The organism is Martelella sp. HB161492 (assembly GCF_013184775.1).
Classification (GTDB): Bacteria; Pseudomonadota; Alphaproteobacteria; order Rhizobiales; family Rhizobiaceae; genus Martelella.
On record NZ_JAATVV010000011.1, the window covers coordinates 84,343 to 106,795 of the forward strand.

A 22,453-nucleotide genomic window follows, 5' to 3' on the forward strand; every position below is an offset into this window, starting at 1 on the left:
GTCCATTTGAATATCCATGCGTCCGGCTTTGCTCGATCCACTCTTTGCGCCCGTCACCAGCCTCACCGGTATCGGGCCGAAACTCGCCAAGCTCATCGCCCGGCTCACCGGTCGCGAGGATGAGGACGATTGCCGTATCATCGACCTTCTGTTTCATGCCCCTTCCGGGGTGATTGACAGGCGCCTGCAGCCTGGCATTGCCTATCTGCCGGAGGGCGCCATCGTCACGGTGCGCGGTTTCGTCGACCGGCATCAGCCCGCGCCTGCGCGCTCCAATGCGCCCTATCGCGTCTATATTCACGATGAAACCGGCGAACTTGCATTGACCTTTTTCCATTCCAAGGCCGACTGGCTGGAAAAAAGTCTGCCCCTTGGCCAAGAGGTGCTCGTCAGCGGCAAGGCGGAATGGTTCAACGGCCGCCCCTCCATGGTTCATCCCGACCATATGGTTCCCGCCGAAAAGGCCGACAGCCTGCCGGTTGTCGAAGCGGTCTATCCGCTGACGGCCGGGCTTTCCGCCAAGCTGCTTAACCGCGCGATCGAGGCGGCCCTGCCGCGGCTGCCGGATTTCCCCGAATGGATTGATCCGACCGTGGTGAAGCAGCAGGGCTTTCCGGTCATCCGCGCGGCGATTGAAAGCCTGCACAACCCACGCGATGAGACCGATATCACCTTCGAAGCACCGGCCCGCCGCAGGCTCGCCTATGATGAGTTTCTCGCCGGCCAGCTGTCGCTGGCGCTGGTGCGTCAGCGCATGCGCAAGATCCCCGGCCGCCCGGTGCACGCATCCGGCATGCTGTCAGGACGGGTGCGCGCTGCCCTGCCCTTCGCACTGACCGCCGGGCAGGAAGATGCCATTACGGCCATTCTTGCCGATATGCGCAAGCCGGAGCGCATGCTGCGCATGCTGCAGGGCGATGTCGGCGCCGGCAAGACAGTGGTGGCGCTGATGGCCATGCTGGCGGTTGTCGAAGATGGTGGTCAGGCGGTGATCATGGCACCGACGGAAATTCTGGCGCGCCAGCATTTCGAAAGCATCTCCGCACTGGCGGAAAAGGCGGGCGTCGGCGTGGCGCTGCTGACCGGAAAGACCAAGGCACGCGAGCGCCGCGACATTGCCGAGCGCTTGACAACGGGCGATGCAAAGATCGTCATCGGCACCCATGCATTGTTTCAGGACAATGTTGACTATGCCGATCTCAGGCTGGTGATCGTCGACGAGCAACATCGGTTCGGCGTCCATCAGCGCCTGAAACTCGCAGCCAAGGGCGCCTCGCCGCACCTCTTGGTGATGACGGCAACACCGATTCCGCGCACGCTGGTACTGGCAGCCTTCGGCGACATGGATGTGTCGAAGCTGACCGAAAAACCGGCGGGTCGCAAACCCATCACCACGGTCACCATTCCCTCGGAGCGTCTCGGTGATATCGTCCAGCGTCTGCGCGCTGCGATTGCCGACGGCAAGAAGGCCTACTGGATCTGCCCGCTGGTGGAAGAATCCGAAGTCGTTGATCTCATTTCGGCGGAAGAACGCTTCCAGACACTGGCCAGGGCATTTGGTGCCGCCCATGTCGGGCTGATCCATGGCCGCATGGCAACAGCCGAGAAAGAGGCGGCGATGGAGGACTTCAAGGCCGGGCGGACGCGGCTTCTGGTGGCAACCACGGTGGTCGAGGTCGGCGTTGATGTGCCCGATGCGACGATCATGGTGATTGAACATGCCGAACGCTTCGGCCTTGCGCAATTGCATCAGCTGCGCGGCCGTGTCGGACGCGGCGACGAGGCCTCAACCTGCATTCTGCTCTACAAGGGACCGCTGGGAAAGGTCGGCAAGGCGCGGCTGAAGATCATGCGCGACAGCAATGATGGCTTCCGCATTGCCGAGGAAGATCTGAAACTGCGCGGCGAAGGCGAGTTACTCGGCACACGCCAGTCCGGCATTCCGGGCTTTCGCTTTGCAAGCCTTGAGGCGCATGCCGATCTCCTGGAGATTGCGCGCAAGGATGCCGCCTATCTCGTCAGCAAGGATCCACAGCTTACCGGCAGTCGCGGCGAGGCCCTGCGGGTTCTGCTGTATCTCTTCCGCCGCGATGAGGCGATCCGCTATCTCAATGCCGGATAGGGCACCACGTGCCAGCACGGAGGCCGGCTTTTCGCCAGTCCGATGCGCATGGCGAAGGATCGTGAACACGACAGGTCATTAACCGCCAGGACCGCCCTTCGTCTGCGTTTATCGAATTTCAGCCAGTTCTGGTCCGGAAGCCAGTTTCCCGAGACATCAAGCGACGCGCCACGACGTCCTATCATCAAAGCCAGTCAAAGTACGCGCTACAGCAAGAAGCAGTCAGCCCCGGAGAACGCTTGATGCGGAAATACACCGCCGCCACGACACATAACAAACACCACAAACTTAACACGCAATATAAATTGCTATTTAATTGTAATACATAATTTTAATTCACTCGACTCGACCAATTTCACGTGCGAAAAGCCGAAAATCGGTCGAATAAACCTATATAGACGTAATTTTATATCAATATAAACCTACCGGCCGACCAACCAGGAGCGATGACCGCATCGTCAGGGAAGGCTATGGGTATATCTTCGAAAATCGACCACCTGAAACTCGCCGCTGCAAACTTCATAGAAGCGGCTCCGCAGAAGATCATTCATGGCGTCCTGCCGGGACAGAAGCTCGCATCGAAAAAGGCCACGTCAGATGCAAGGAATGGCGCATTCCCTGACGAGAACATTCGGGCGCTTCTCGGCGCCAGTATTGCGCCGAAGACAGCCAAGCGATATCGCAAGCAGGTTCAGGTTGACGGTGTCGGCAAAATCGTGTCGCTGATGCAAGACAAGCTGAGCAAACGCGATATTGAATTCTTGGTGAAAAGCCGTATTCGACCGCTCAGCGAAACACCGACCGTTCAGCAATACAAGATGCTGACTCCGGGCGAAGCGCTTGTTGACCTGGCCGCCATGCTGAGCACAAGCGCAAATCATTCACAACAGAAAAGCGATACAGAGCGGGCCATCAAGACCATGTGGCTCGATGGCACTGCCGGGCGTGAGGCCGTTCCCTGGCTCGCCGCAAAGGCAAAACAGACCCTGGGCGAGAACGATCACAGCCTTTCCTCGAAGATTGACAGGGTCGTGCAGAACCTGGAGCCGGGCTTCTTCCAGACGCGGCGGAACGACGGCTATTATTCACGCCTTTTCGACACGGAGCTTGCCAGATACATCGTCGATAACCCAAGCGATGGCGTGTTGAAGACACGCGATCGGGTCGCTACGTATTTGCATGAAGTGCTGGATGGACTGAGCGAGGCCAAAAGAAAAGATTTGTGCAGCGACGTCGCAAGCATGATGTTGACGGATCCGCCTTCATGGCGCGCCAACATTGCCAGCGCAGTCGCCTTTCAGACAAAGCCGGACCCAACGGCATTAAGAAACATGATAGACGATCGGGGACAGTATTCCTTCCCGCTAGTTCTGCATGTCGCCGTCAAAATGATGGCCAGTCCAATTTTCGGAACGCCCGAAACCGATTCAGCGAGCGTAGTATACGCAAAGGTCATCTATCCACAAAAGCAGCTGCGACAATCCACGGTGAAAGATCCGAAGAAGTATGAGGTCAGCCTGCCGGGTGCAGGGAAGGATGCAGGCAATCAGGGTGTGAACGAAGATGCCGACATTGGTGATCCCTCTTCCGCTCACATTGGTTATCCCTCTTCTGCTCAACCTTTCAGACGGACAGGCATCCGCTTAGCCTATCAGGAGGACCGTCGGGAAAAGCCTGAAAGTCAGATCGGCCTCGGCGAGCGCCCGCTGGATCGGAGAATTCTTCAGCCAGCAGACACAGGCCTGTCCCCCCACGATGCCATCGCCCTCACGCATGAAAGACCGATCGCAGAAGGAATTTCAGGGTCTTCCAACCTGTTGGAGTTTGCCTTCAGAATGTTTAGGGAAAAAGATCCGACCTTCCCCGTCGAAGAGGCGCGGCTTGCGACAGCCGCTTGGCTCACTTTTAGTGGCGGGCATTCATTCAATGAAGCCTATTCGGTTTTCAACCTCCCGGCCGGCAATGGCAGCTCCCTGAAACCGGAAACATTTTCTCCGATCTCCTTCAATCGCCTCGCAGAGACGAGTGACCTTGCAGCACGGGCCGTAAACCACGCCTATCAGCAGATAATCGACAGGTCGCAGGAGCTGGCTGGTCTCGAACTCAGCGCCGCTAACGGGCCGAGACGTTCACGCACCGCGCGTCTATTTGGACGCATAAGGACGCGCAAACCAATTGAGCCTGAGCAAAAGATCTGAACCGCCCGATGTTCCAAGGCCTCTCCGCTTCTCGCTGAAACGTCAGAGCGATCTAGATTTCGCCGAAAAAGGCCTTGTGAAAGGCAACCTCACCTTTGGGGAGCTCGCCCTCAAAGGGAAGCGCCAGCAGGTTTTCCGCCGGCACACCCATATGGGTGATCTGCGGTTCGGAGCGAAAGCCGAAACGGTGATAGAAGCCCGGATCACCGACAAGGATCGCCCCATTGGCTCCCGTGTCGCGCAGCAACTCCAGCCCACCAAGCATCAGCGCCGTTCCGATACCCTTGCCCTGATAGTCCGGATGGACGGCGAGCGGGCCGACGCCGTACCAGCCTTCCGTTCCGTCCGCAAAGCCGACCGGCGAAAAGGCGACGTGGCCGACCGGCATATCATATTCCTCGGCCACCAGCGCCAGTGACAGGGCGCCGGCCTTGCGCAGCCGCTTGATGATGGCCGGCTCGCTGCCATCACTGTGGGGATGGCCGTAAAATGCCTTGGCGACAAGCGGATAGATCGCGTCGACATCCTCGGCACGCTCACGGCGTATGATCATCACTCCATCCTCCCTCAATGCTGCGGCGAGGGCATCAAGCCTCCCGCAGGCACGCTGCCCTGTCTCTGACGATTGTCACTCAACAGTAACAGATTTGGCCAGGTTGCGCGGCTGATCCACATCCGTTCCCATGAAAACGGCGGTGTGATAGGCCAAAAGCTGGATCGGCAGCGAAAATACCATCGGCGTGATGAATTCCGGCATATCCGGCAGGATGATGGTTTCCATCGTCGGCAGGGTCGAGGCTTTCGCACCGCTCTCATCGGTGATGAAGATGATTTTTCCGCCGCGCGCTGCAACCTCCTGCATGTTCGACACGGTCTTCTCAAAGAAGCGGTCATGCGGTGCGATCACGATCACCGGCATGTTTTCATCGATCAGTGCAATCGGCCCATGCTTCAACTCGCCAGCGGCATAGCCTTCGGCGTGGATATAGGTGATCTCCTTCAGCTTCAGCGCGCCTTCAAGCGCCAGCGGATAGGAGGTGCCGCGCCCGAGATAAAGCACATGACGGAAGCGGGAAAGATCCCGCGCCAGGCGCTCCATCTGCGGCTGGATCTGGTGCAGAACGCGGTTCATCAGCCTCGGCATTTCCGACAATTCCTGCACGAGACGCTTTTCATCTGTCTCGCTCAGCGTTCCACGCTCACGCCCGGCCCTAAGCGCCAGCGTCGCCATCAGCGCCAGCTGACAGGTGAAGGCCTTGGTCGATGCCACACAGATTTCCGGACCCGCCAGAATCGGGAAGACGGCATCGGATTCGCGCGCGATCGTTGACCCGGTGACATTGACCAGAGCGCCGGTCTTCAGCCCCTCACCCTTGCAATAGCGCAGCGAAGCCAGCGTGTCGGCGGTTTCGCCCGACTGCGAGATGAACAGCGCCACCTGATCAGGGCGAAGCGGCAATTCGCGGTAACGGAATTCTGACGCAACATCGATCTCGACCGGCAGGCGTGCATAACGCTCGATCCAGTATTTGCCGATCAGCCCGGAGAGATAAGCCGTTCCGCAGGCGGCAATGGCAAGGCCCGAGACGTTCGAAAAGTCGATGCCCGTATCGCTCATGGCGATCTTGCCATGGGCGAAATCGCAATAGTGACCAAGCGTATGGGAAATCACCTCCGGCTGGTCGAAGATTTCCTTCTCCATGAAATGCCGGTGATTGCCCTTGTCGACCAGCATCGCAGCCAATTGCAGCGGCTGGCGCGGCCGATGGACGGTCTGGCCATCGAAGGTGACGAAGGTAATGTCATCGCGGTCGACAATCGCCAGATCGCCGTCTTCCAGATAGGAAATTCCATCGGCGAAGGGGGCGAGCGCAATCGCATCCGATCCCACATACATTTCGCCATGACCGTAGCCGACGGCAAGCGGCGGCCCGAAACGCGCGGCATAAAGCCGTTCCGGCTCATCAGCGAACAGGATCACCAGCGCAAACGCCCCGGTCACCCGCTTCAGCATGGCAAGAACGGCATCGGGTGGAGCCATACCGGCCTCAAGGTTCTGCCGGACCAGCTGAGCGACGATCTCGGTGTCGGTTTCGCTCTCGAAACGGACACCGGTAGCCTCAAGCTCGGCCTTCAGCTCGGCGAAATTCTCGATGATGCCGTTGTGGACGATGGCGACCCGTCCGGCGATATGCGGATGGGCATTGGCTTCATTCGGCACACCATGGGTCGCCCAGCGGGTATGCGCAATGCCGGTCAGCCCGTCCACCGGGCTCTCGCTCAGCACATCACGCAGATTATCAAGCTTGCCAGGGGCGCGGCGGCGGGCGATCCCGCCATCGGCAATCACCGCGACGCCTGCCGAATCATAGCCGCGATATTCCAACCGCTTCAGCGCATCAACCAGCCGCTCCGTGACATTTGCCGAGCCGACAATTCCAACGATACCGCACATATGGTCGCTCCTTCAGCCCTTGTCTTTCGCCCGTTCAGCCTTCAGCGCACGGGTGCGTGCGCGGATCACTTCGGCACGGCCATCCTTCACCGTCTGGCGCGCGCGGCCGAAGGCAAGCGCATTTTCCGGCACATCTTCCGTGATCACGCTGCCGGAACCGACATAGCTTTTCGCTCCAACCGAAACCGGCGCCACGAGTGCGGTGTTCGATCCGACAAAAGCCCCCTCGCCGATGACCGTGCGCCACTTGTTGACGCCATCATAATTGCAGGTGATCGTGCCAGCGCCGATATTCACGTCCGCGCCGACATCCGCGTCACCGATGTAGCTCAGGTGATTGACCTTGGCGCCGACGCCGAGCGTCGCATTCTTCACTTCACAGAAATTGCCGACCTTGGACTTCTCACCCGTCACGGCGCCCGGACGCAGCCGTGCAAAGGGACCGATGGCGCTTGCCGCGGCAACCGTTGCACCTTCGATATGGCTGAACGCATGGATGACGACGTCACCGGCAATCTTCGCCCCCGGTCCGAAAACGACATTGGGTTCAATCACCGTGTCCGCGCCGATCTCCGTGTCATAGGCGAGAAACACCGTTTCCGGTGCGATCATCGTCACGCCGGAAAGCATCAGCTCTTCGCGACGGCGCTGCTGCCAGAGCCGTTCCAGCACTGCAAGTTCAGCCCGGTTGTTACAGCCTGCGACCTCGTCAACGTCAGCCATGACAACGGTGGCGCGGCCGCCTTCGGCCAGCATCACTTCCACAATGTCGGTCAGATAGAATTCGCCCTTGGCATTGTCGTTGCCGATCGCATCCAGAAGCGCCAGCGCCCGGCGGCCATTGATCGCCATCAGCCCGCTATTGCAGACCGTCACCTCACGCTCCGCATCGCTTGCATCCTTTTCCTCGCGAATGGCGTAAAGCGCGCCATCGCGGGTCAGAAGCCGGCCGTAACCGGTCGGACGATCCGTCTCAAAACCAATCACCACCACATCATTGCCTTCGGCCAGCTTTTCACGCGCGGCGGCGAGCGTCGCTGTCGTGATCAACGGCGTATCGCCATAGGTGACCAGCAGGTCATCATAGCCGCGGGCAATCGCCGCACGCGCCGAAAGAACGGCATGCGCCGTCCCCAGCCGTTGCGTCTGCTCGAAGGTTTCAAGCGCCACACCCGGCAACCGGCAGGCCGCCTCCACCATCGCACCATCACGTCCGACCACCAGGGCGATATCGTCAACGCCGGCACCAGCGACGCTGGCCACCGCATGCGCAGCCAGCGGCCGGCCAGCGATTTCATGCAGCATCTTGGTTTTGGCGGATTTCATCCGGGTTCCGTCGCCGGCGGCGAGGACAATGGCGAGACTGGTGCGGGACATGGGGCCTCCGATATTTCAACGGACCTGCTTTTATCCCAATATGCGCTGCGACCTATTCAAAAAATGTGAAGATGCGTCACGAATACCAGTGAAGCGCTGGCGGGCAAGCAGAAACAACCGGTCTCGAGACATAATACGCATCAGAATCAGTTGATTAACAACGCATGTTCATAAATGAAAAGAGGCGCCCGAAGGCGCCTCTCGATAGGAACAGTCCTCGTTCACTGGGCAGATGGCAGCGAACCTTCGACGCCTTCAACCAGAACATTCAGACCAAGCAGCGTGCCGTCATCGGCTTCTTCGCCGGCTGCGAGCCACGGCGAACCGTCCTGCAGGTTGATCGGCCCGGTGAAGGGCTTCAGCTCACCAGAAATGATCTTGGCTTCGGTTTCCTCGGCCAGCGCCTTCACATCGTCAGGCATGTTGGTATAGGGCGCCATGGTCAGGATACCTTCCTTGAGGCCATACCAGTTCTGCACCGGCTCCCAGGTGCCGTCCATCACCGCCTTGACCCGTTCGATATAATAAGGTCCCCAGGTGTCGACGATCGCGGTCAGCTGGGCATCCGGACCGGCTTCAATCATGTCCGAGGCCTGGCCGAAAGCCTTGATGCCGCGCTCTTCGGCGACCTGCATCGGAGCCGTGGTATCGGTGTGCTGGGCCAGAACATCGACGCCCTGATCGATCAGCGCCTTGGCGGCATCCGCTTCGCGGCCGGGATCGAACCAGGTATTGGCCCAGACGACCTTGGTCTTGAAATCCGGATTGACGGAGCGGGCACCGAGTTCAAAAGCATCAATACCCATGACGACTTCCGGGATCGGGAACGAGCCGATATAGCCGCCAATGCCGGATTTCGACATCTTGCCGGCGATAACGCCAGAAATGTAGCGGCCTTCATAGAAGCGCGAATTATAGGTGCCGACATTCGGCGCCGTCTTGTAGCCGGTGGCGTGTTCGAACTTCACATCCGGGTATTTCGCCGCAACCTTCAACGTCGGTTCCATATAGCCGAAGGAGGTCGTGAACACGATATTGCAGCCGGAACGGGCCATGCGCTCGATTGCGCGCTCGGCGTCCGGACCTTCCGGAACTTCTTCGATATAGGGCGTTTCGATGTTCAGGGCTTCAGCCAGCTGCTGGCGGGCCTTGTCATGACCTTCGGTCCAGCCACCATCCGTGGCGGTTCCGAGATAGACGAAGCAGGCCTTGAAATCACTGTCGGCAGCGGAAGCCTGGCTGGCGCCAAAACCGGCAATTACGGCCGCCGAAGCGGCAAGGGCAATAGCGAGCGTCTTCATTGTTCACCTCTTTGCAATGAATGCGGAGTTCTTGGTTGATCACATCAGCGGTCAGGGACAAATGGCTTGCCCAGCGCCGCCGGCGTGTTGATGAGGGTCATTCTCCGGTTCTGGGAGATGATGACCAGCACGACGATGGTCACGACATAGGGCAGCGCCGAGAGGAATTGCGAGGGTATCGCAATACCAAAGGCCTGCGCGTGAAGCTGCCCGATGGTGACCGCACCGAACAGATAACCGCCAAGAAGAACGCCCCAGGGCCGCCAGGACGCAAACACCACCAGCGCCAGCGCGATCCAGCCGCGTCCGGCCGCCATGTTTTCCACCCATTGCGGCGTGTAGACGAGTGACAGCTGCGCCCCGGCAAGACCCGCCAGAGCACCGCCGAACATGACCGCGAGATAGCGAATGCCGATCACATTGATGCCCAGCGCATGGGCCGAGGCGTGGTTGTCACCGACTGAACGCAGCACCAGACCCGGACGGGTGCGAAACAGGAACCAGGCCGTTCCGGCAACCAGCGCGAAGGTCAGATAGAAGAAGATATCCTGATCGAACAGCAGCGGGCCGATGAAGGGAATATCGGCCAGAACCGGGATATGGATCGACGGCATCTTGACGCCTGCCTTGCCGACAAAATCCTCGCCGATCATGGCTGACAGACCTTGCCCGAGGATGGTCAGCGCCAGACCGGTGGCCACCTGATTGGCAACGAGGGTCAGGGTCAGGAAGGCGAAAAGCAGCGAGAAGATCATGCCGGTCAGAAGCCCGGCAATCATGCCGATCCAGGGCGATCCGGTGAAATGCGCGGCAACGAAGGCGCCAACCGCCCCCATCACCATCATGCCCTCAACGCCAAGATTGAGAACGCCCGCCCGCTCTGTCACCAGCTCGCCGAGCGCTGCCAGCACCAGTGGCGTGGAGGCGGTAATGACGGTCAGAAGGATCGCTTCAATAATCATGAGCGCACCTCCTTGCGGTGATGACGGGAAAAGACGATGCGCACGCGATAAAGGATCAGCGTATCGCAGGACAGCACGAAGAACAGCAGCATGCCCTGGAAAACCCGGGTGACCTTTTCGGAAACGCCGATGGTGAACTGTACCCCTTCGCCGCCAATATAGGTCAGCGCCAGAACCAGACCGGAAACGATGGCACCGAGCGGGTTCAACCGCCCGAGAAAGGCGACGATGATCGCGGTAAAGCCGTAGCCGGGTGAAATGGTCGGCTGCAGATAGCCGATTGCACCGGACACTTCACAGATGCCGGCAAGACCGGCGAGCCCCCCTGATACCAGAAAGGCAAACCAGACCATGCGGCGAGAGGAAAAGCCGGCAAAGCGCCCGGCCCGCTCCGACTGCCCCATGACGCTGACTTCAAACCCTTTCAGTGTGTAGCGCATCATGAACCAGACCGCGATGGCGGCGAGAATGGCGAGCGCAAACCCATAATGGGCCCGGCCGGAGGAAAACATTTCCGGCAGGATCGCCGCATCAACGAACTGGCGCGATTGCGGGAAGTTATACCCCTCAGGATTGCGCCAGGCGCCGCGGACGAGCCAGTCCAGAAACAGCTGTGCCACATAGACCAGCATCAGCGATGTCAGAATCTCATTGGTGTTGAAATAATTCTTCAAAAGCGCCGGGATCGCCGCATAGAGCATGCCGCCGGCAATCCCCATGACCAGCATGATCGGCAGAAGCAGCGGCGACGACCAGCTGTAGAAATAGATCGGCACGACCGAACCGACGATCGCACCGGCAATAAACTGGCCTTCCGCACCGATATTCCAGATATTCGAGCGGTAGCAGATCGACAGGCCGACCGCGATCATGATCAGCGGCGCCGCCTTGACCATCAGCTCATGCAGCGACCAGATGTCAAAAAGCGGCTCGATAAAGAAGTGATAGAGGGCCGAAAGCGGATCCTTGCCGAGTGCGGCAAACAGGATCGCCCCGAAAACCACGGTCAGCGCGAAAGCGATCAAGGGTGACAATATGCCAAACAGACGCGACCGGTCCGTCCGCTTTTCAAGTTCAATGCGCATGCGCAGCCTCCGTGGTCTCGCCGTGGAAACCGCCCATCAACAGGCCGATCTTCTCGCGTGTCATGGTCTCGGCCGGATAACATTCGGAAAGTTCGCCCTCCGAGATCACCGCAATCGTCGAGGCAATCTCGAAGATCTCATCAAGATCCTGCGAGATGATCAGGACGGCGGAGCCGGACTTGGCCAGATCGACAAGCGCCTGACGGATATGTGCGGCAGCGCCGGCGTCAACACCCCAGGTTGGCTGGTTGACGATGATGACTTTAGGCTGCCGGTCCAGCTCCCGGCCGACGATGAATTTCTGCAGATTGCCGCCCGACAGCGATCCCGCCTGGGGATTGTCGCCGCTCTTGCGCACATCCATGACCTCGGAAATTTCCCGCGTCCGGGCCCTTGCCGTTGCCTTGCGGATGATTTTCAGAATGCCGCCGGAGAGAAACACGCTGGCCTCGGAAAGATTGCGGGCAAGAATCAGGTTTTCCGACAGCGACATCGCCGTCACCGCCGCATGTCCATGACGTTCTTCCGGCACGAAACCGGCGCCCAGCTTGCGGCGCGCAGTGATGTTGCGGGTGCCGACGGCCGTGCCGGCAATCTTCACCGCATCGGCGCGAGACACCGGAAATTCGCCCGAAAGCGCATCAAACAGTTCCGACTGGCCATTGCCTGCAACACCGGCAATGGCAAGGATCTCGCCCTCCCGCACGTTGAGATCAATATCCTTCAGCGCTGTCGCGAAGGGCGTTCGCGCGGGAACGGAAAGCAGTCTCGTTTCCAGAAGAACCTTGCCGCGCTCGATCTTTTCCGGTCGCGCAACCTCGGCCACATCATTTCCGACCATCATCCGCGCCAGCGAGGCCGGGGTTTCCTTGCGCGGGTCGCAGGCGCCCGTCACCTTGCCATGGCGCAGCACGGTTGCACGATCGCAGATGCGCTGAACCTCTTCCAGCCGGTGCGAGATATAGAGAACCGACCGTCCTTCGGCCTTCAGCTTGTCGAGCGTCTCAAACAGGCGATCGGCCTCCTGCGGGGTCAGCACCGATGTCGGCTCGTCAAGAATGATCAGGCTCGGATTTTGCAGCAATGCCCGGACGATCTCGATACGCTGGCGCTCGCCAACCGACAGATCGGCAACATGCGCACGCGGATCGAGCGGCAGCCCATATTGCACCGAAAGCGTCCGCGCTTCTTCGGCGACCTTGGAAAGCGAAATGCCGGGATCGAGCGATAATGCGATATTTTCCGCGACGGTCAGCGCTTCAAACAGCGAGAAATGCTGGAAAACCATGCCGATCCCCAGCTTGCGGGCATGGGCGGGCGCCTCGATCTCGACGGATTTTCCGTCCCAGATGATCTCTCCATCTGACGGTTCGAGCACGCCGAACAGCATCTTGACGAGCGTTGATTTGCCCGCACCATTCTCACCGAGAAGCGCGTGAACCTCACCCTTCCCGATTTCCAGGTCGATGCCTGAACAGGCTGCAAAATCTCCGAAATACTTCGTCAGTCCACGCACTGAAAGCAATGCGTTTCCGACAGACGGTTGAATTTCCGCCACCCGGCCCCTCCGGTTTTATCAACAGCTCAAAAAAAAACTGAATTCACGTCTTTGGCCGCCGCGTCCCACACTTAACGCATTGGCAAACCATCCACACCACGCTGTAATCTGGCACAGTTTCGCCACAAACCGCAACAGGCTTTGCGCATTGCACACCAGTGATCACATTCGCTATTTCTAAAGTTCGGCGGCCTTTTCCAGCGCCTTGGCGTCAAGTCCGGGAAAGAGTTGCAGCACTGCACCGATGACATAGAGATAAATGCCGCAGGCGATGAAGATCACATCCATCCAGAACGGCTGCTGAAATGCAGAGATCAGCGCATAGGCCCCCGTCAGCGACCAGAGAGCAAAAACGGTGAGGTTCAGTGGACGCAGTCGCTTGACCCGCACGGGATGCAGGAAATTGACCGGCAGGAAGGTGAGCACGACCGAAATGACCACAATCGCCATGGCCACGCTTGCCGGCGGATCGATCACGAAAAGCGCAAACACGACCATGTTCCAGACCACAGGAAACCCCGAAAAGAAGTTCTCTGCCGTCTTCATCCCGCTGTCGGCGTAATAGATCGCGCTGGACACCACGATCAGGGCCGCGGCGACGAAGGACATGGGCTCGCCGATCATATGGCTCTGATAGAGCGCGAAGGCCGGCAGCAATACATAGGTCACGTAATCGATGATGTTGTCGAGCATCACGCCTGACCAGTTGGGCAACACCTCGCTCACGCGCAGACGCCGCGCGATCGGGCCGTCGACACCATCGACAAAAAGGGCGAGCCCTAGCCACCAGAACATCGTCACAAAGCGCCCTTCAGCCGCCGCGACAACGCCGAGGAAAGCGAGATAGGAGCCTGAAGCCGTCAAAATGTGAACGGAAAAGGCGCGAATCTTCGCATAGGGTACCTTCCGCTCTCTCAGCATGCCCATCACCTTGACCTTCACCCGCCTTTTTGAAAAACGCATCATTACCAGTTCGCTTCGCGCGAAGCATGCACTTTAATTGCGCTGGTGGTGCGAAAAAAACCCGTCTTTCCCAAATTTTCTGACGCGCTATGCCACATGTCACACTATATTCCTGACAAATGCGAATGCGATGCCGGAGGTTAATCCATGTCTGATTACGAAATTGCCATTGTCGGCGGCGGCCCTGCGGGCCTGATCGCAGCGCTTGCGCTTTCGCGCGCGTCCCGCAAGGTTGCTCTGATCGGCCCTGCCCCGAACCGCAAGGATCAGCGGACAACCGCACTGATGGATCATTCGATCCGCTTTCTCGATCGTCTGGGATTGTGGGAAAATCTCGAACCCGCAACCGCAGCGCTTTCAACGATGCGCATCATCGACGGAACCAAGCGGCTGATTCGCGCCCCGACGGTCAATTTCCGTGCCGCCGAGATCGACCTGCCGGCCTTCGGCTACAATATCCCCAACGGCATGCTCAATGCCGCGCTTGCCGATGCGGTTGCCAGCGAGGCCAATATCGCCTGGTTTGAAACCGTGGTCAGCGAAATCCTCCCCGGCGACGACGCCGTCACGCTGACGCTTGAAAGCGGCGACAGCATTTCGGCAGATATGATTGTCGGTGCCGATGGCCGCAATTCCAAGGTTCGCGCCGCCGCCGGAATCGACACCAAAACCTGGGCCTATCCGCAGACCGCAGTGGTGCTGAACTTCGCCCATGCCCTGCCCCACCGCAACATTTCAACCGAGTTCCATACGCCGACTGGCCCCTTCACCCAGGTGCCGCTGCCCGGCGATCGCTCCAGCCTCGTATGGGTCGTCAGCGCGGCGGAGGCTGATGCGCTGATCGAAAAGGCGCCCGAAGAACTTTCGCAGCTGATTGAAACACGCATGGCCTCCCTGTTGGGCGCAGTCACGGTCGAGGGAGCGCCGCAGAAATGGCCGCTCTCCTCCATGGTTGCCAATCGCTTCGGCAAGGGCCGGATTGCCATTATCGGCGAGGCCGCCCATGCCTTTCCGCCGATCGGGGCGCAGGGGCTCAATCTCAGCCTGCGCGATATTCTTGCCTTGACCCGCATGCTGGATGGCGTCACGGCAAAGCCGATTGGCCGCCATGCCGGCGACCGCTTTGATCTGCAACGCAAGGGCGATGTCTGGAGCCGCACCGTCAGCGTCGATATTCTCAACCGCTCGCTGCTGGCCGGTTTCCTGCCGGTGCAGATGGCCAGGGCTGCCGGCCTGAAGCTGCTTGGCGCTTTCCCGCCCTTGCGTCAGTTCGCCATGCGCGAAGGCGTTGAACCGCTACGCGGCTTCAAGGCGCTTCTGCCACACTAGCGCATCGGCTCGAAAGTCGCTGTCGATTTTCGAAAGAACGATGCGTAGATTCAATAAGATAGAGCGTCCTGCTGCGTCCAGAAGGACGCACGGCGCTCTAGGGTCGAAACCCAATCAAATTTTTGATTAAATTATCCATCCATTTCCTGACAACACGCGGCACGCAACCAGTCATTCCCAACAATCCAACCCGAAAGAGGATCAGGCCGTTTGACCCGGTCGCCTACCTCAGACGCAATATCATCGAGCGAACATTCTGCCCTTTCAAAGACTGGAGACGTGTCGCGACGCGATACGACAAGCTCATGATAAACTTCGCCGCAACCAGCTATATCGCAGCTATCGTCACATGGTGGATCAATTGAGTTTCGCCCCTAGAGCGGCAGAAGCCCCGACGACAGCAGGATCAGCAGCAGCGACAGCGTTGCCGCTGAGGCGACCGTGGTAATCAGGATCGTTGCCGAAGCGCGCTCATACCAGATGCCATATTGCTGGGCGATGACGAAGACATTGGTGGCCGTGGGCAGTGCCGCCATGACAATGGCAGCCTCGACCCAGACCGGCTCGAAACCGCCATGCAGCAGCATCGCCACAAGAACGATGATCGGATGCAGGATGAGCTTCGCCGGCACAATATAGCTGATTTCCACCGGCACCCGCTTCAGCGGTCTGAGCGCCAGAGTCACTCCCATGGCAAACAGCGCACAGGGGGCCGCCGCCTGGGCCAGATAGTCGATCAGCCGGCTGAATGCCTCGGGCGGCGCGACACCGGCAGCGGCAACGGCAAAGCCCAGTGCCGTCGAGACGACAAAGGGATGCAGCAGAGCCTTGCCGAGGATCAGCCGCACCAGTCGCGCCGGATGGGCAACACGATCACCGAAAAGCGCCATCATCGCTGGCGCGACCATGAAATGAAGCGCGTTCTCGAAGCATATGATCAGCGCCACCGGAACCGCCGCAGCCTCACCGAGCGCCAGAATGGCAATGCCCGGCCCCATATAGCCGATATTGCCATAGGACGCGGCAAAGGCCTGGATGGTGCTTTCCTTCAGGCCATTCTTCAGCACAAGACGGCCGGCAACGAAAATCAGCGCGAAAACACAATAGGTAGCGGCGAGGTCCACCGATATGAAATCGACCCTCGTCAGCTCATCGAAGGGCGTCCGCGAAACGAGTTTGAAAAACAGCGCCGGCAATGCGGCATAGATGATGAAGATATTCAGCCAGGCGAGGCCTGCCTCGGGCTGACGAAAGATCTTTGCGGCGGCATAGCCCACCGCGATCAGCCCGAAAAAGGGAAACAGAAGTCCGAATATGCTGGCCAAGTGGTCGCTCTCTCATTATCGCCCCGACCGGCAACAGTCTCAGCCGATCGTTGAGAGAATCGGGAAGGTCGACTGGAACCAGATCGCTATATCGGCGACGAAACCGAACAGGAAGGCAAGCCCTGTCAGGATCAAAAACGCCCCCATCAGCTTCTCCACCGCGCCGATATGGCGCCGGAAACGGGTAAGAAAACGCATGAAGGCGCCGGAAAAGAAGGCGGCGATCCAGAATGGCACGGCAAGGCCGAGCGAATAGACGGACAGCAACAGCGCACCATCAAAGAGCGTATTCTTCGATGCCGCAACGGCAAGGATGGCGCCCAGCACCGGACCGATGCAGGGCGTCCAGCCAAAAGCGAAGGCAAGACCCATCACATAGGCTCCGGTCAGGCTGGCCGGACGTCCGGCGCCGTGAAACCGCGCCTCGCGCGCAAGGATCGGGATCTTCACCACGCCGAGAAAATGCAGCCCCATCACGATGATGATCACGCCGCCGACCTTGGAGAGAATATCCATCGACTGACGCAGCAACTGACCGATGGACGACGCGCCGACGCCGAGCGCGACAAACACGGTGGCAAATCCGAGCGTGAAGAAGAAGGCCGGCAGAAGCACGGAAATGCGGGAGGCACGTGTCTCTTGATCCGCACCTTTCAGCTGCTCAAATGAAATTCCGGCCATATAGCAGAGATAAGGCGGCACCAGCGGCAGCACGCAGGGTGACAGGAATGAAAGCGCACCGGCGAAAAGTGCACTCACAAAGGAAATCTCGATCATCGACAACGCGCACTTACCTTTTCTGCTCTCTCTGCCCGTCCCGTTCATACCCGATCAGAGACGTGCGACGCCAGCCTGCTACTCAGTCAATAAGGCACAACTTGGACGCGTCGGGCGATGGCATGCCCGTAACAGCTTCGTATTAGACCAGAGCAGTGCAGCTTGCCAATCACCATTGCACCTGGGAAAAACCACGGAAATGTCATCCGGATGCTGATATTTCGGGTTGACCTTGCTCAAGACCCTGCCTATGTTCCGCGCACTTTCAGCCGAAAGCTTCGTGCATCACGGCTTGGGAGCGCGTAGCTCAGCCGGTAGAGCAACTGACTTTTAATCAGTAGGTCCAGGGTTCGAACCCCTGCGCGCTCACCAATAAGATCGACAAAATCAAGATATTCCGGTTTCAGGCCTGACCCGTTCGTGCCCCTTCGACAAGCCGGCGTGTGGGACAGTGATTCCCCGCAACCCACAGTGTTTATATGGATTTGAGTGTCACCCGCTCCTGAAGCTTCGCCGCTGTCTCCCTGCGTTCGCTGTAGCGGTCCGTCAGGTAATGGGAGGCATCGCGGGTCAGGAGGGTAAATTTCACCAATTCCTCGCAGACATCGACCACACGGTCATAATAGGGGGACGGCTTCATCCGGCCGTCCGGAGAAAATTCCGTAAAGGCTTTCGGCACGCTGCTCTGATTGGGGATGGTGATCATCCGCATCCAGCGCCCCAGCAGCCGCAGCGTATTGACAGCGTTGAAACTCTGCGAGCCTCCCGAGACCTGCATGACCGCGAGCGTCTTGCCCTGGGTCGGGCGGATGGCACCGATTTCAAGCGGGATCCAGTCGATCTGCGCCTTCATGATGCCGGTGATGGCGCCATGGCGCTCCGGGCTGACCCAGACCTGCCCCTCGGACCATTCCGAAAGACTTCGCAATTCCTGAACCTTCGGATGGCTCGCCGGCGCATCATCGGGCAAAGGCAGGCCGGACGGATCGAAAAAACGTACCGTGGCGCCGAAATATTCAAGCAGCCGCCCAGCCTCCTCAGCCAGCAGCCGCGAATAGGACACCGTACGCAATGAACCATAGAGGATCAGGATGCGCGGCGGATGCGTCGAGAAAGCGGGGCGAAGCGCTTCCAGATCCGGACGCTTGAGAAGCGACAGCTCAACTGCGGGCAGGTCAACCAATACGCTTCCCCTTTTCGTCCAGAACCTTTTCGCCGTCCTCCTTGGCGAAAGCGCCGCCAAAACCATCCTGCGGCAGGATTTCCAGCACCACTTCCGACGGTCGCGAAAGACGCGTGCCCAGCGGCGTGATGACGAAAGGCCTGTTGATGAGGATGGGATGGGCCACCATCGCATCCACAAGCTGATCATCAGTCAGACTGTCATCATCGAGGCCGAGCTCTGCATAGGGCGTGCCCTTCTGGCGCAGGGCGGCCCGCACCGTCAAACCCGCATCCGCGATCATCTTCACAAGCACTTCGCGTTCTGGCGGGTGCTTCAGATATTCGATGACGGTCGGCTCGATACCGGCATGACGGATCAGCGCAAGCGTGTTGCGGGAGGTGCCGCAGGCGGGGTTGTGATAAATGGTGACGTCCATGATCAGACCTTCTCACTGGCAGATAGCGTGGCAATTGTCTTCGAAACGGCGGGGCTGCGCTCATACCAGCCCTTCGAGCGATTGACGATCCAGACGACCGAGAGCATCACCGGCACTTCGATCAGGACACCGACCACCGTCGCCAGTGCTGCGCCTGAATTGAAGCCGAACAGGCTGATTGCAGCGGCGACAGCCAGTTCGAAGAAATTGGAAGCACCGATCAGCGCTGAAGGCCCGGCCACACAATGCTGCTCGCCGCTCAGCCGGTTGAGCAGATAGGCAAGGCCCGCGTTGAAATAGACCTGAATCAGGATCGGCACGGCCAGCAGGACGATCACGGCGGGCTGCGCGATAATCTGCTCCCCCTGAAAGCCGAACAGCAGCACCAGCGTCGCCAGAAGCGCCACTAGCGACAGCGGCTGGATCTTCTGCAGCAGCTGACTGAGCCTTGTCGCATCGCCGTCCCGGATCAGCATGCGCCGAACAATTTGCGAGATGATGACCGGGATGACGATATAGAGCACGACGGAAAGGACCAGCGTATCCCAAGGCACGGTGATTGCCGATAGCCCCAGCAAAAACGCGACGATGGGCGCAAAGGCCACCACCATGATCGCGTCATTCAGCGCCACCTGGGAAAGCGTGAAATGCGGCTCTCCCTTCGTCAGGTTCGACCAGACGAACACCATCGCCGTACAGGGCGCAGCGGCCAGAATGATCAGGCCGGCAATATAGGAACTGATCTGATCGGCAGGCAGCAGCGGCCTGAACAGCCAACCGATGAACAGCCAGCCGAGAAGCGCCATGGAAAATGGTTTGATGGCCCAGTTGACCAGCAGCGTGACGCCAATGCCACGCCAGTGCCGACCGACCTGGCCAAGCGCCGCGAAATCGATTTTCAGCAGCATCGGGATGATCATCAGCCAGATGAGCACGGCAACCGGCAGGTTGACCTGCGCCAGCTCCACTGCGGCCACGCCGTGGAAAATCGCCGGGAACAAATGTCCGAGCGCCACGCCGACAACGATGCAAAGAGCCACCCACAGCGTCAGGTAGCGTTCGAACAAGGACATTCAGATCCCCTCTCCGTCAGGCCCGGCGGCACCATCCATGCCGCCGCGTGCCCGCGATTTCCATTCAAGGCCGCCATACGGCCGGCCGTTACCGCGCCCGTAACGGCGCCGATATGCGCTAGTTCTCCGAACCCGCTCAGTCTTCAGGAAACGTCCCCGGCGGCTGCGTCTTCTTGTTGCGCCGGCGCACATGACCGGCATTCCTGCGTGAGGTCTTCGATCAGCGGCGCGCACAGGCCCTGATTGCCGCCACAGCAATCCTGCAGCAGATGCAGGACAATGCCGCGAAAGGCCTCGAGATCGACCCGGTAGAGGATCGACCGGCCCTGCCGCTGACCGATCAGCAGACCGGCATTGGTCATGGTCGCGAGATGCGCGGACATGGTGTTTTGGGGAACCCCCAATGCACGCGCCAGCTCTCCCGCGGGAACCCCCTCGGGTTCGCGCGCGATCAAATGGCGGAAGCAGCCGAGCCGCGTCGTCTGGGCAAGCGCACTGAGCGCCGTGATCACATCGTTATCATCCATATATCCAGAATAATAGATATATTCTGTCCGTCAATGCCTGTTCTCGCGGCATCGACAGAAAGCCGGGGCAGACTTCGCGCCGGCCACAGTTTTGTCGAACATTTCGCTTAGGTTGTAAATATATATCTATTGCTCGCTTGGGGAAGTGCCATGGACGCCTTCGAGACCTGCCTTCAGGCCACACTTCAGGAAGAAGGTGGTTATAGCAATGATCCGCAAGATCCCGGTGGCGCGACCATGCATGGCGTCACGCAGCAGACCTATGATCGCTTTCGCCACGACCAGAACTTGCCGGTTCAAGCGGTAAAAGACATCAGCGATGACGAGGTCTCGGCAATCTACCATCAATATTACTGGGTGCCGATCGGCGGCGACCAGCTGCCGAAGGGTGTTGATCTTGCCGTCTTTGACGCTGCGGTCAATTCTGGTCCCAACCGCGCAATGTCCTGGCTGCAGCAGGCGCTCAACCAGCTACTAAACCTTGCGCCCCTGCTCACGATTGACGGAGTCCTGGGCCCCCAGACCCAGCTTGCGCTTCAGCTTGTCGAGGACGCCGTGCCGATTGCCGGTGCCGTTTCCGACGAACGCCTCGATTTTCTCAAATCGCTGCCCGACTGGTCACGGTTTGGGCCCGGATGGAGCAATCGCGTTCAGCGCATCCGCGAAGAGTCCTGTGAGCGTGCCCGCGAAACGACATCGACTGCGACCGCCTGACCATTCTGGACCTGTCACCGACCTCTAGTCTGGCAAAGTCAGCCGCGAGCGTCCGTTCGTGTATTCAATCACCATGGCCGCTATTCTGACGCACTCGTCTTCAGCGATCTCAAGCAACATGAGGGCGCCCTCTGCATCGAAAATGCGATCGCACACCGTTATCGCGGGTTCGGCAGCCAGACGGGCATCCATGAGAGCAATGTCACTGAAGGCCAGATGCAGGCTTGCCGGAACGGTGGGGATGATCTGCTGCTTTTCCGCCTGCCGCAGGCATTCGGATGCCGTGCCGCCATAGGCCCGGATCAACCCGCCAGTGCCCAGCTTGATGCCGCCGAACCAGCGCGAGACGATGACCATAACCCGGTCGATCGCCTGGCCTTCAATTGCCTGCAGGATTGGTTTTCCGGCCGTGCCGCCCGGCTCGCCATCATCCGAGAAACGGTAGGTGACGCCAATACGGTAGGCCCAGCAATTGTGATTGGCGTCGGCAAAACTGTTCTCTGCGAGAAATTTTCGCGCCTCTTCTTCGCTTGAAACCGGGGCGGCAATGGCGGCGAACCGGCTTTTGCGGATGTCCTGTTCGAAAGCGAAGCTTGTTTTCAGTGCATAAAGGGGCATGACAGAACCGTCTGATTTCAGCACGGTTTCAACCCCTGCGCCGACGAATGTCAAGCGGGGCGCGACGAAAGCCTGCAGGCCGCAAGCACCGCAATGGCGCTGGCGAGCCCCGTCGCAAACATGCCCCAGACCATATCAACGGCAACAACGGCCCAGCTCCATCCGGCAAGCGTGGCCATGTTGGTCAGATCGTAGGTGCCATAGGCAAACAGGCCAAAGCCTGCACCACGCAGCGCCGCGATGCGCGCCGACCGTCGATCAAGGCCTGCGCGAATGACGAAGACATAGATGCCGATCAGATAAAGCCCGTAAAAGGAAAATGCAGCGCTCCATTCTGGCTCAGCCAGCAAAAGAGCGCCGATCCTGGCTTCATAAAACGGGAAAGCCACCGTGCCGAGCCATATGAAATCAAGCGCCGAGAAACAGATGACGAGCACGGCACAGGCGATCACATGCAGCTTCATGACG

General features: G+C 59.3%; 20 protein-coding genes and 1 tRNA gene. 5 read left to right on the forward strand and 16 right to left on the reverse strand.

The genetic code is table 11. The features are described 5' to 3' along the window. The first annotated feature begins 16 nt into the window (after nucleotides 1–16). Nucleotides 17–2,122, forward strand: a complete 2,106-nt coding sequence (gene recG / locus HCK86_RS17865) for an ATP-dependent DNA helicase RecG (RefSeq protein WP_176085847.1) — start codon at nucleotides 17–19, stop codon at nucleotides 2,120–2,122. A gap of 470 nt (nucleotides 2,123–2,592) precedes the next feature. Then, the gene (locus HCK86_RS17870; protein ID WP_176085848.1) at nucleotides 2,593–4,320 is read left to right on the forward strand and encodes a hypothetical protein; all 1,728 of its coding nucleotides are present in this window, start codon (nucleotides 2,593–2,595) and stop codon (nucleotides 4,318–4,320) included. A 52-nt stretch (nucleotides 4,321–4,372) separates the two neighbouring features. Here HCK86_RS17870 and HCK86_RS17875 read toward each other — a convergent pair whose 3' ends face one another. From HCK86_RS17875 to pcsA, 8 genes are all read right to left on the reverse strand, one after another. Continuing rightward, a complete protein-coding gene (locus tag HCK86_RS17875) occupies nucleotides 4,373–4,873 on the reverse strand; it encodes an N-acetyltransferase (RefSeq protein ID WP_176085849.1) in 501 nt (166 codons plus the stop codon). Between the two features lie 75 nt (nucleotides 4,874–4,948). After that, complete coding sequence (gene glmS, locus HCK86_RS17880; RefSeq protein WP_176085850.1) at nucleotides 4,949–6,775, reverse strand: glutamine--fructose-6-phosphate transaminase (isomerizing); 1,827 nt, start codon at nucleotides 6,773–6,775, stop codon at nucleotides 4,949–4,951. Nucleotides 6,776–6,787: 12 nt separating this feature from the next. Further along, a complete protein-coding gene (gene glmU, locus HCK86_RS17885) occupies nucleotides 6,788–8,152 on the reverse strand; it encodes a bifunctional UDP-N-acetylglucosamine diphosphorylase/glucosamine-1-phosphate N-acetyltransferase GlmU (RefSeq protein WP_176085851.1) in 1,365 nt (454 codons plus the stop codon). A gap of 221 nt (nucleotides 8,153–8,373) precedes the next feature. Beyond that, complete coding sequence (locus tag HCK86_RS17890; protein WP_176085852.1) at nucleotides 8,374–9,453, reverse strand: BMP family ABC transporter substrate-binding protein; 1,080 nt, start codon at nucleotides 9,451–9,453, stop codon at nucleotides 8,374–8,376. Nucleotides 9,454–9,497: 44 nt separating this feature from the next. Continuing rightward, entirely contained in the window at nucleotides 9,498–10,415 is a 918-nt protein-coding gene (locus tag HCK86_RS17895; protein ID WP_176085853.1) for an ABC transporter permease, read from the reverse strand. Beyond that, the gene (locus tag HCK86_RS17900; protein ID WP_176085854.1) at nucleotides 10,412–11,500 is read right to left on the reverse strand and encodes an ABC transporter permease; all 1,089 of its coding nucleotides are present in this window, start codon (nucleotides 11,498–11,500) and stop codon (nucleotides 10,412–10,414) included. Before HCK86_RS17900 ends, HCK86_RS17895 begins: the two co-directional genes overlap by 4 nt. Further along, nucleotides 11,490–13,025: an ABC transporter ATP-binding protein gene (locus HCK86_RS17905; protein ID WP_176085855.1), complete on the reverse strand. Its 1,536-nt coding sequence runs from the start codon at nucleotides 13,023–13,025 to the stop codon at nucleotides 11,490–11,492. Before HCK86_RS17905 ends, HCK86_RS17900 begins: the two co-directional genes overlap by 11 nt. A 210-nt stretch (nucleotides 13,026–13,235) precedes the next feature. Further along, nucleotides 13,236–13,985 carry a phosphatidylcholine synthase gene (gene pcsA / locus HCK86_RS17910; RefSeq protein ID WP_176085943.1) on the reverse strand — a complete coding sequence of 250 codons (750 nt, stop codon included), beginning with the start codon at nucleotides 13,983–13,985 and terminating at the stop codon, nucleotides 13,236–13,238. Between the two features lie 183 nt (nucleotides 13,986–14,168). Here pcsA and HCK86_RS17915 point away from each other — a divergent pair, with 183 nt between their 5' ends. Then, entirely contained in the window at nucleotides 14,169–15,350 is a 1,182-nt protein-coding gene (locus tag HCK86_RS17915) for a UbiH/UbiF family hydroxylase (RefSeq protein ID WP_176085856.1), read from the forward strand. 374 nt (nucleotides 15,351–15,724) lie between these two features. Here HCK86_RS17915 and HCK86_RS17925 read toward each other — a convergent pair whose 3' ends face one another. Further along, nucleotides 15,725–16,675, reverse strand: a complete 951-nt coding sequence (locus HCK86_RS17925; RefSeq protein WP_176085858.1) for an AEC family transporter — start codon at nucleotides 16,673–16,675, stop codon at nucleotides 15,725–15,727. A 39-nt stretch (nucleotides 16,676–16,714) separates the two neighbouring features. Next, nucleotides 16,715–17,458 (reverse strand): cytochrome c biogenesis protein CcdA, encoded by a 744-nt coding sequence (locus HCK86_RS17930; RefSeq protein WP_176085859.1) that lies wholly within the window; start codon nucleotides 17,456–17,458, stop codon nucleotides 16,715–16,717. Between the two features lie 290 nt (nucleotides 17,459–17,748). Here HCK86_RS17930 and HCK86_RS17935 point away from each other — a divergent pair. Then, nucleotides 17,749–17,824: transfer RNA gene (locus HCK86_RS17935), tRNA-Lys, on the forward strand. A 103-nt stretch (nucleotides 17,825–17,927) separates the two neighbouring features. On the opposite strand, the gene arsH is transcribed toward HCK86_RS17935, so the two are convergent. From arsH to HCK86_RS17955, 4 genes are all read right to left on the reverse strand, one after another. Continuing rightward, on the reverse strand, nucleotides 17,928–18,701 hold the full coding sequence (arsH, locus tag HCK86_RS17940) for an arsenical resistance protein ArsH (protein ID WP_176085860.1): 774 nt from the start codon (nucleotides 18,699–18,701) through the stop codon (nucleotides 17,928–17,930). Then, complete coding sequence (gene arsC / locus HCK86_RS17945; protein WP_176085861.1) at nucleotides 18,628–19,053, reverse strand: arsenate reductase (glutaredoxin); 426 nt, start codon at nucleotides 19,051–19,053, stop codon at nucleotides 18,628–18,630. Before arsC ends, arsH begins: the two co-directional genes overlap by 74 nt. Before the next feature lie 2 nt (nucleotides 19,054–19,055). Next, nucleotides 19,056–20,126: an ACR3 family arsenite efflux transporter gene (arsB, locus tag HCK86_RS17950; RefSeq protein ID WP_176085862.1), complete on the reverse strand. Its 1,071-nt coding sequence runs from the start codon at nucleotides 20,124–20,126 to the stop codon at nucleotides 19,056–19,058. Nucleotides 20,127–20,269: 143 nt separating this feature from the next. Then, complete coding sequence (locus tag HCK86_RS17955; protein ID WP_176085863.1) at nucleotides 20,270–20,653, reverse strand: metalloregulator ArsR/SmtB family transcription factor; 384 nt, start codon at nucleotides 20,651–20,653, stop codon at nucleotides 20,270–20,272. A gap of 150 nt (nucleotides 20,654–20,803) precedes the next feature. Here HCK86_RS17955 and HCK86_RS17960 point away from each other — a divergent pair, with 150 nt between their 5' ends. Continuing rightward, nucleotides 20,804–21,367, forward strand: coding sequence for a glycoside hydrolase family 108 protein (locus tag HCK86_RS17960; protein WP_176085864.1), 564 nt, complete (start codon nucleotides 20,804–20,806; stop codon nucleotides 21,365–21,367). A gap of 24 nt (nucleotides 21,368–21,391) precedes the next feature. Here the strand turns inward: HCK86_RS17960 and HCK86_RS17965 are convergent, their stop codons facing one another. Then, nucleotides 21,392–21,985 carry a YigZ family protein gene (locus tag HCK86_RS17965; RefSeq protein ID WP_176085944.1) on the reverse strand — a complete coding sequence of 198 codons (594 nt, stop codon included), beginning with the start codon at nucleotides 21,983–21,985 and terminating at the stop codon, nucleotides 21,392–21,394. Between the two features lie 50 nt (nucleotides 21,986–22,035). Then, entirely contained in the window at nucleotides 22,036–22,449 is a 414-nt protein-coding gene (locus HCK86_RS17970; RefSeq protein ID WP_176085865.1) for a DUF2177 family protein, read from the reverse strand. Nucleotides 22,450–22,453 lie beyond the last annotated feature (4 nt).

What these genes read in the sequence shown, in the direction of transcription:
- HCK86_RS17915 (WP_176085856.1), top strand. Translation starts at nt 14,169, where the DNA reads ATGTCTGATTACGAAATTGCCATTGTCGGCGGCGGCCCTGCGGGCCTG.
- HCK86_RS17895 (WP_176085853.1), bottom strand. Translation starts at nt 10,415, where the DNA reads ATGATTATTGAAGCGATCCTTCTGACCGTCATTACCGCCTCCACGCCA.
- HCK86_RS17890 (WP_176085852.1), bottom strand. Translation starts at nt 9,453, where the DNA reads ATGAAGACGCTCGCTATTGCCCTTGCCGCTTCGGCGGCCGTAATTGCC.
- HCK86_RS17875 (WP_176085849.1), bottom strand. Translation starts at nt 4,873, where the DNA reads ATGATCATACGCCGTGAGCGTGCCGAGGATGTCGACGCGATCTATCCG.
- glmU (WP_176085851.1), bottom strand. Translation starts at nt 8,152, where the DNA reads ATGTCCCGCACCAGTCTCGCCATTGTCCTCGCCGCCGGCGACGGAACC.
- HCK86_RS17965 (WP_176085944.1), bottom strand. Translation starts at nt 21,985, where the DNA reads ATGCCCCTTTATGCACTGAAAACAAGCTTCGCTTTCGAACAGGACATC.
- HCK86_RS17955 (WP_176085863.1), bottom strand. Translation starts at nt 20,653, where the DNA reads ATGGATGATAACGATGTGATCACGGCGCTCAGTGCGCTTGCCCAGACG.
- arsB (WP_176085862.1), bottom strand. Translation starts at nt 20,126, where the DNA reads ATGTCCTTGTTCGAACGCTACCTGACGCTGTGGGTGGCTCTTTGCATC.
- recG (WP_176085847.1), top strand. Translation starts at nt 17, where the DNA reads ATGCGTCCGGCTTTGCTCGATCCACTCTTTGCGCCCGTCACCAGCCTC.
- HCK86_RS17960 (WP_176085864.1), top strand. Translation starts at nt 20,804, where the DNA reads ATGGACGCCTTCGAGACCTGCCTTCAGGCCACACTTCAGGAAGAAGGT.
- HCK86_RS17970 (WP_176085865.1), bottom strand. Translation starts at nt 22,449, where the DNA reads ATGAAGCTGCATGTGATCGCCTGTGCCGTGCTCGTCATCTGTTTCTCG.
- HCK86_RS17870 (WP_176085848.1), top strand. Translation starts at nt 2,593, where the DNA reads ATGGGTATATCTTCGAAAATCGACCACCTGAAACTCGCCGCTGCAAAC.
- arsH (WP_176085860.1), bottom strand. Translation starts at nt 18,701, where the DNA reads ATGGTTTTGGCGGCGCTTTCGCCAAGGAGGACGGCGAAAAGGTTCTGG.
- arsC (WP_176085861.1), bottom strand. Translation starts at nt 19,053, where the DNA reads ATGGACGTCACCATTTATCACAACCCCGCCTGCGGCACCTCCCGCAAC.
- HCK86_RS17900 (WP_176085854.1), bottom strand. Translation starts at nt 11,500, where the DNA reads ATGCGCATTGAACTTGAAAAGCGGACGGACCGGTCGCGTCTGTTTGGC.
- glmS (WP_176085850.1), bottom strand. Translation starts at nt 6,775, where the DNA reads ATGTGCGGTATCGTTGGAATTGTCGGCTCGGCAAATGTCACGGAGCGG.
- pcsA (WP_176085943.1), bottom strand. Translation starts at nt 13,985, where the DNA reads ATGGGCATGCTGAGAGAGCGGAAGGTACCCTATGCGAAGATTCGCGCC.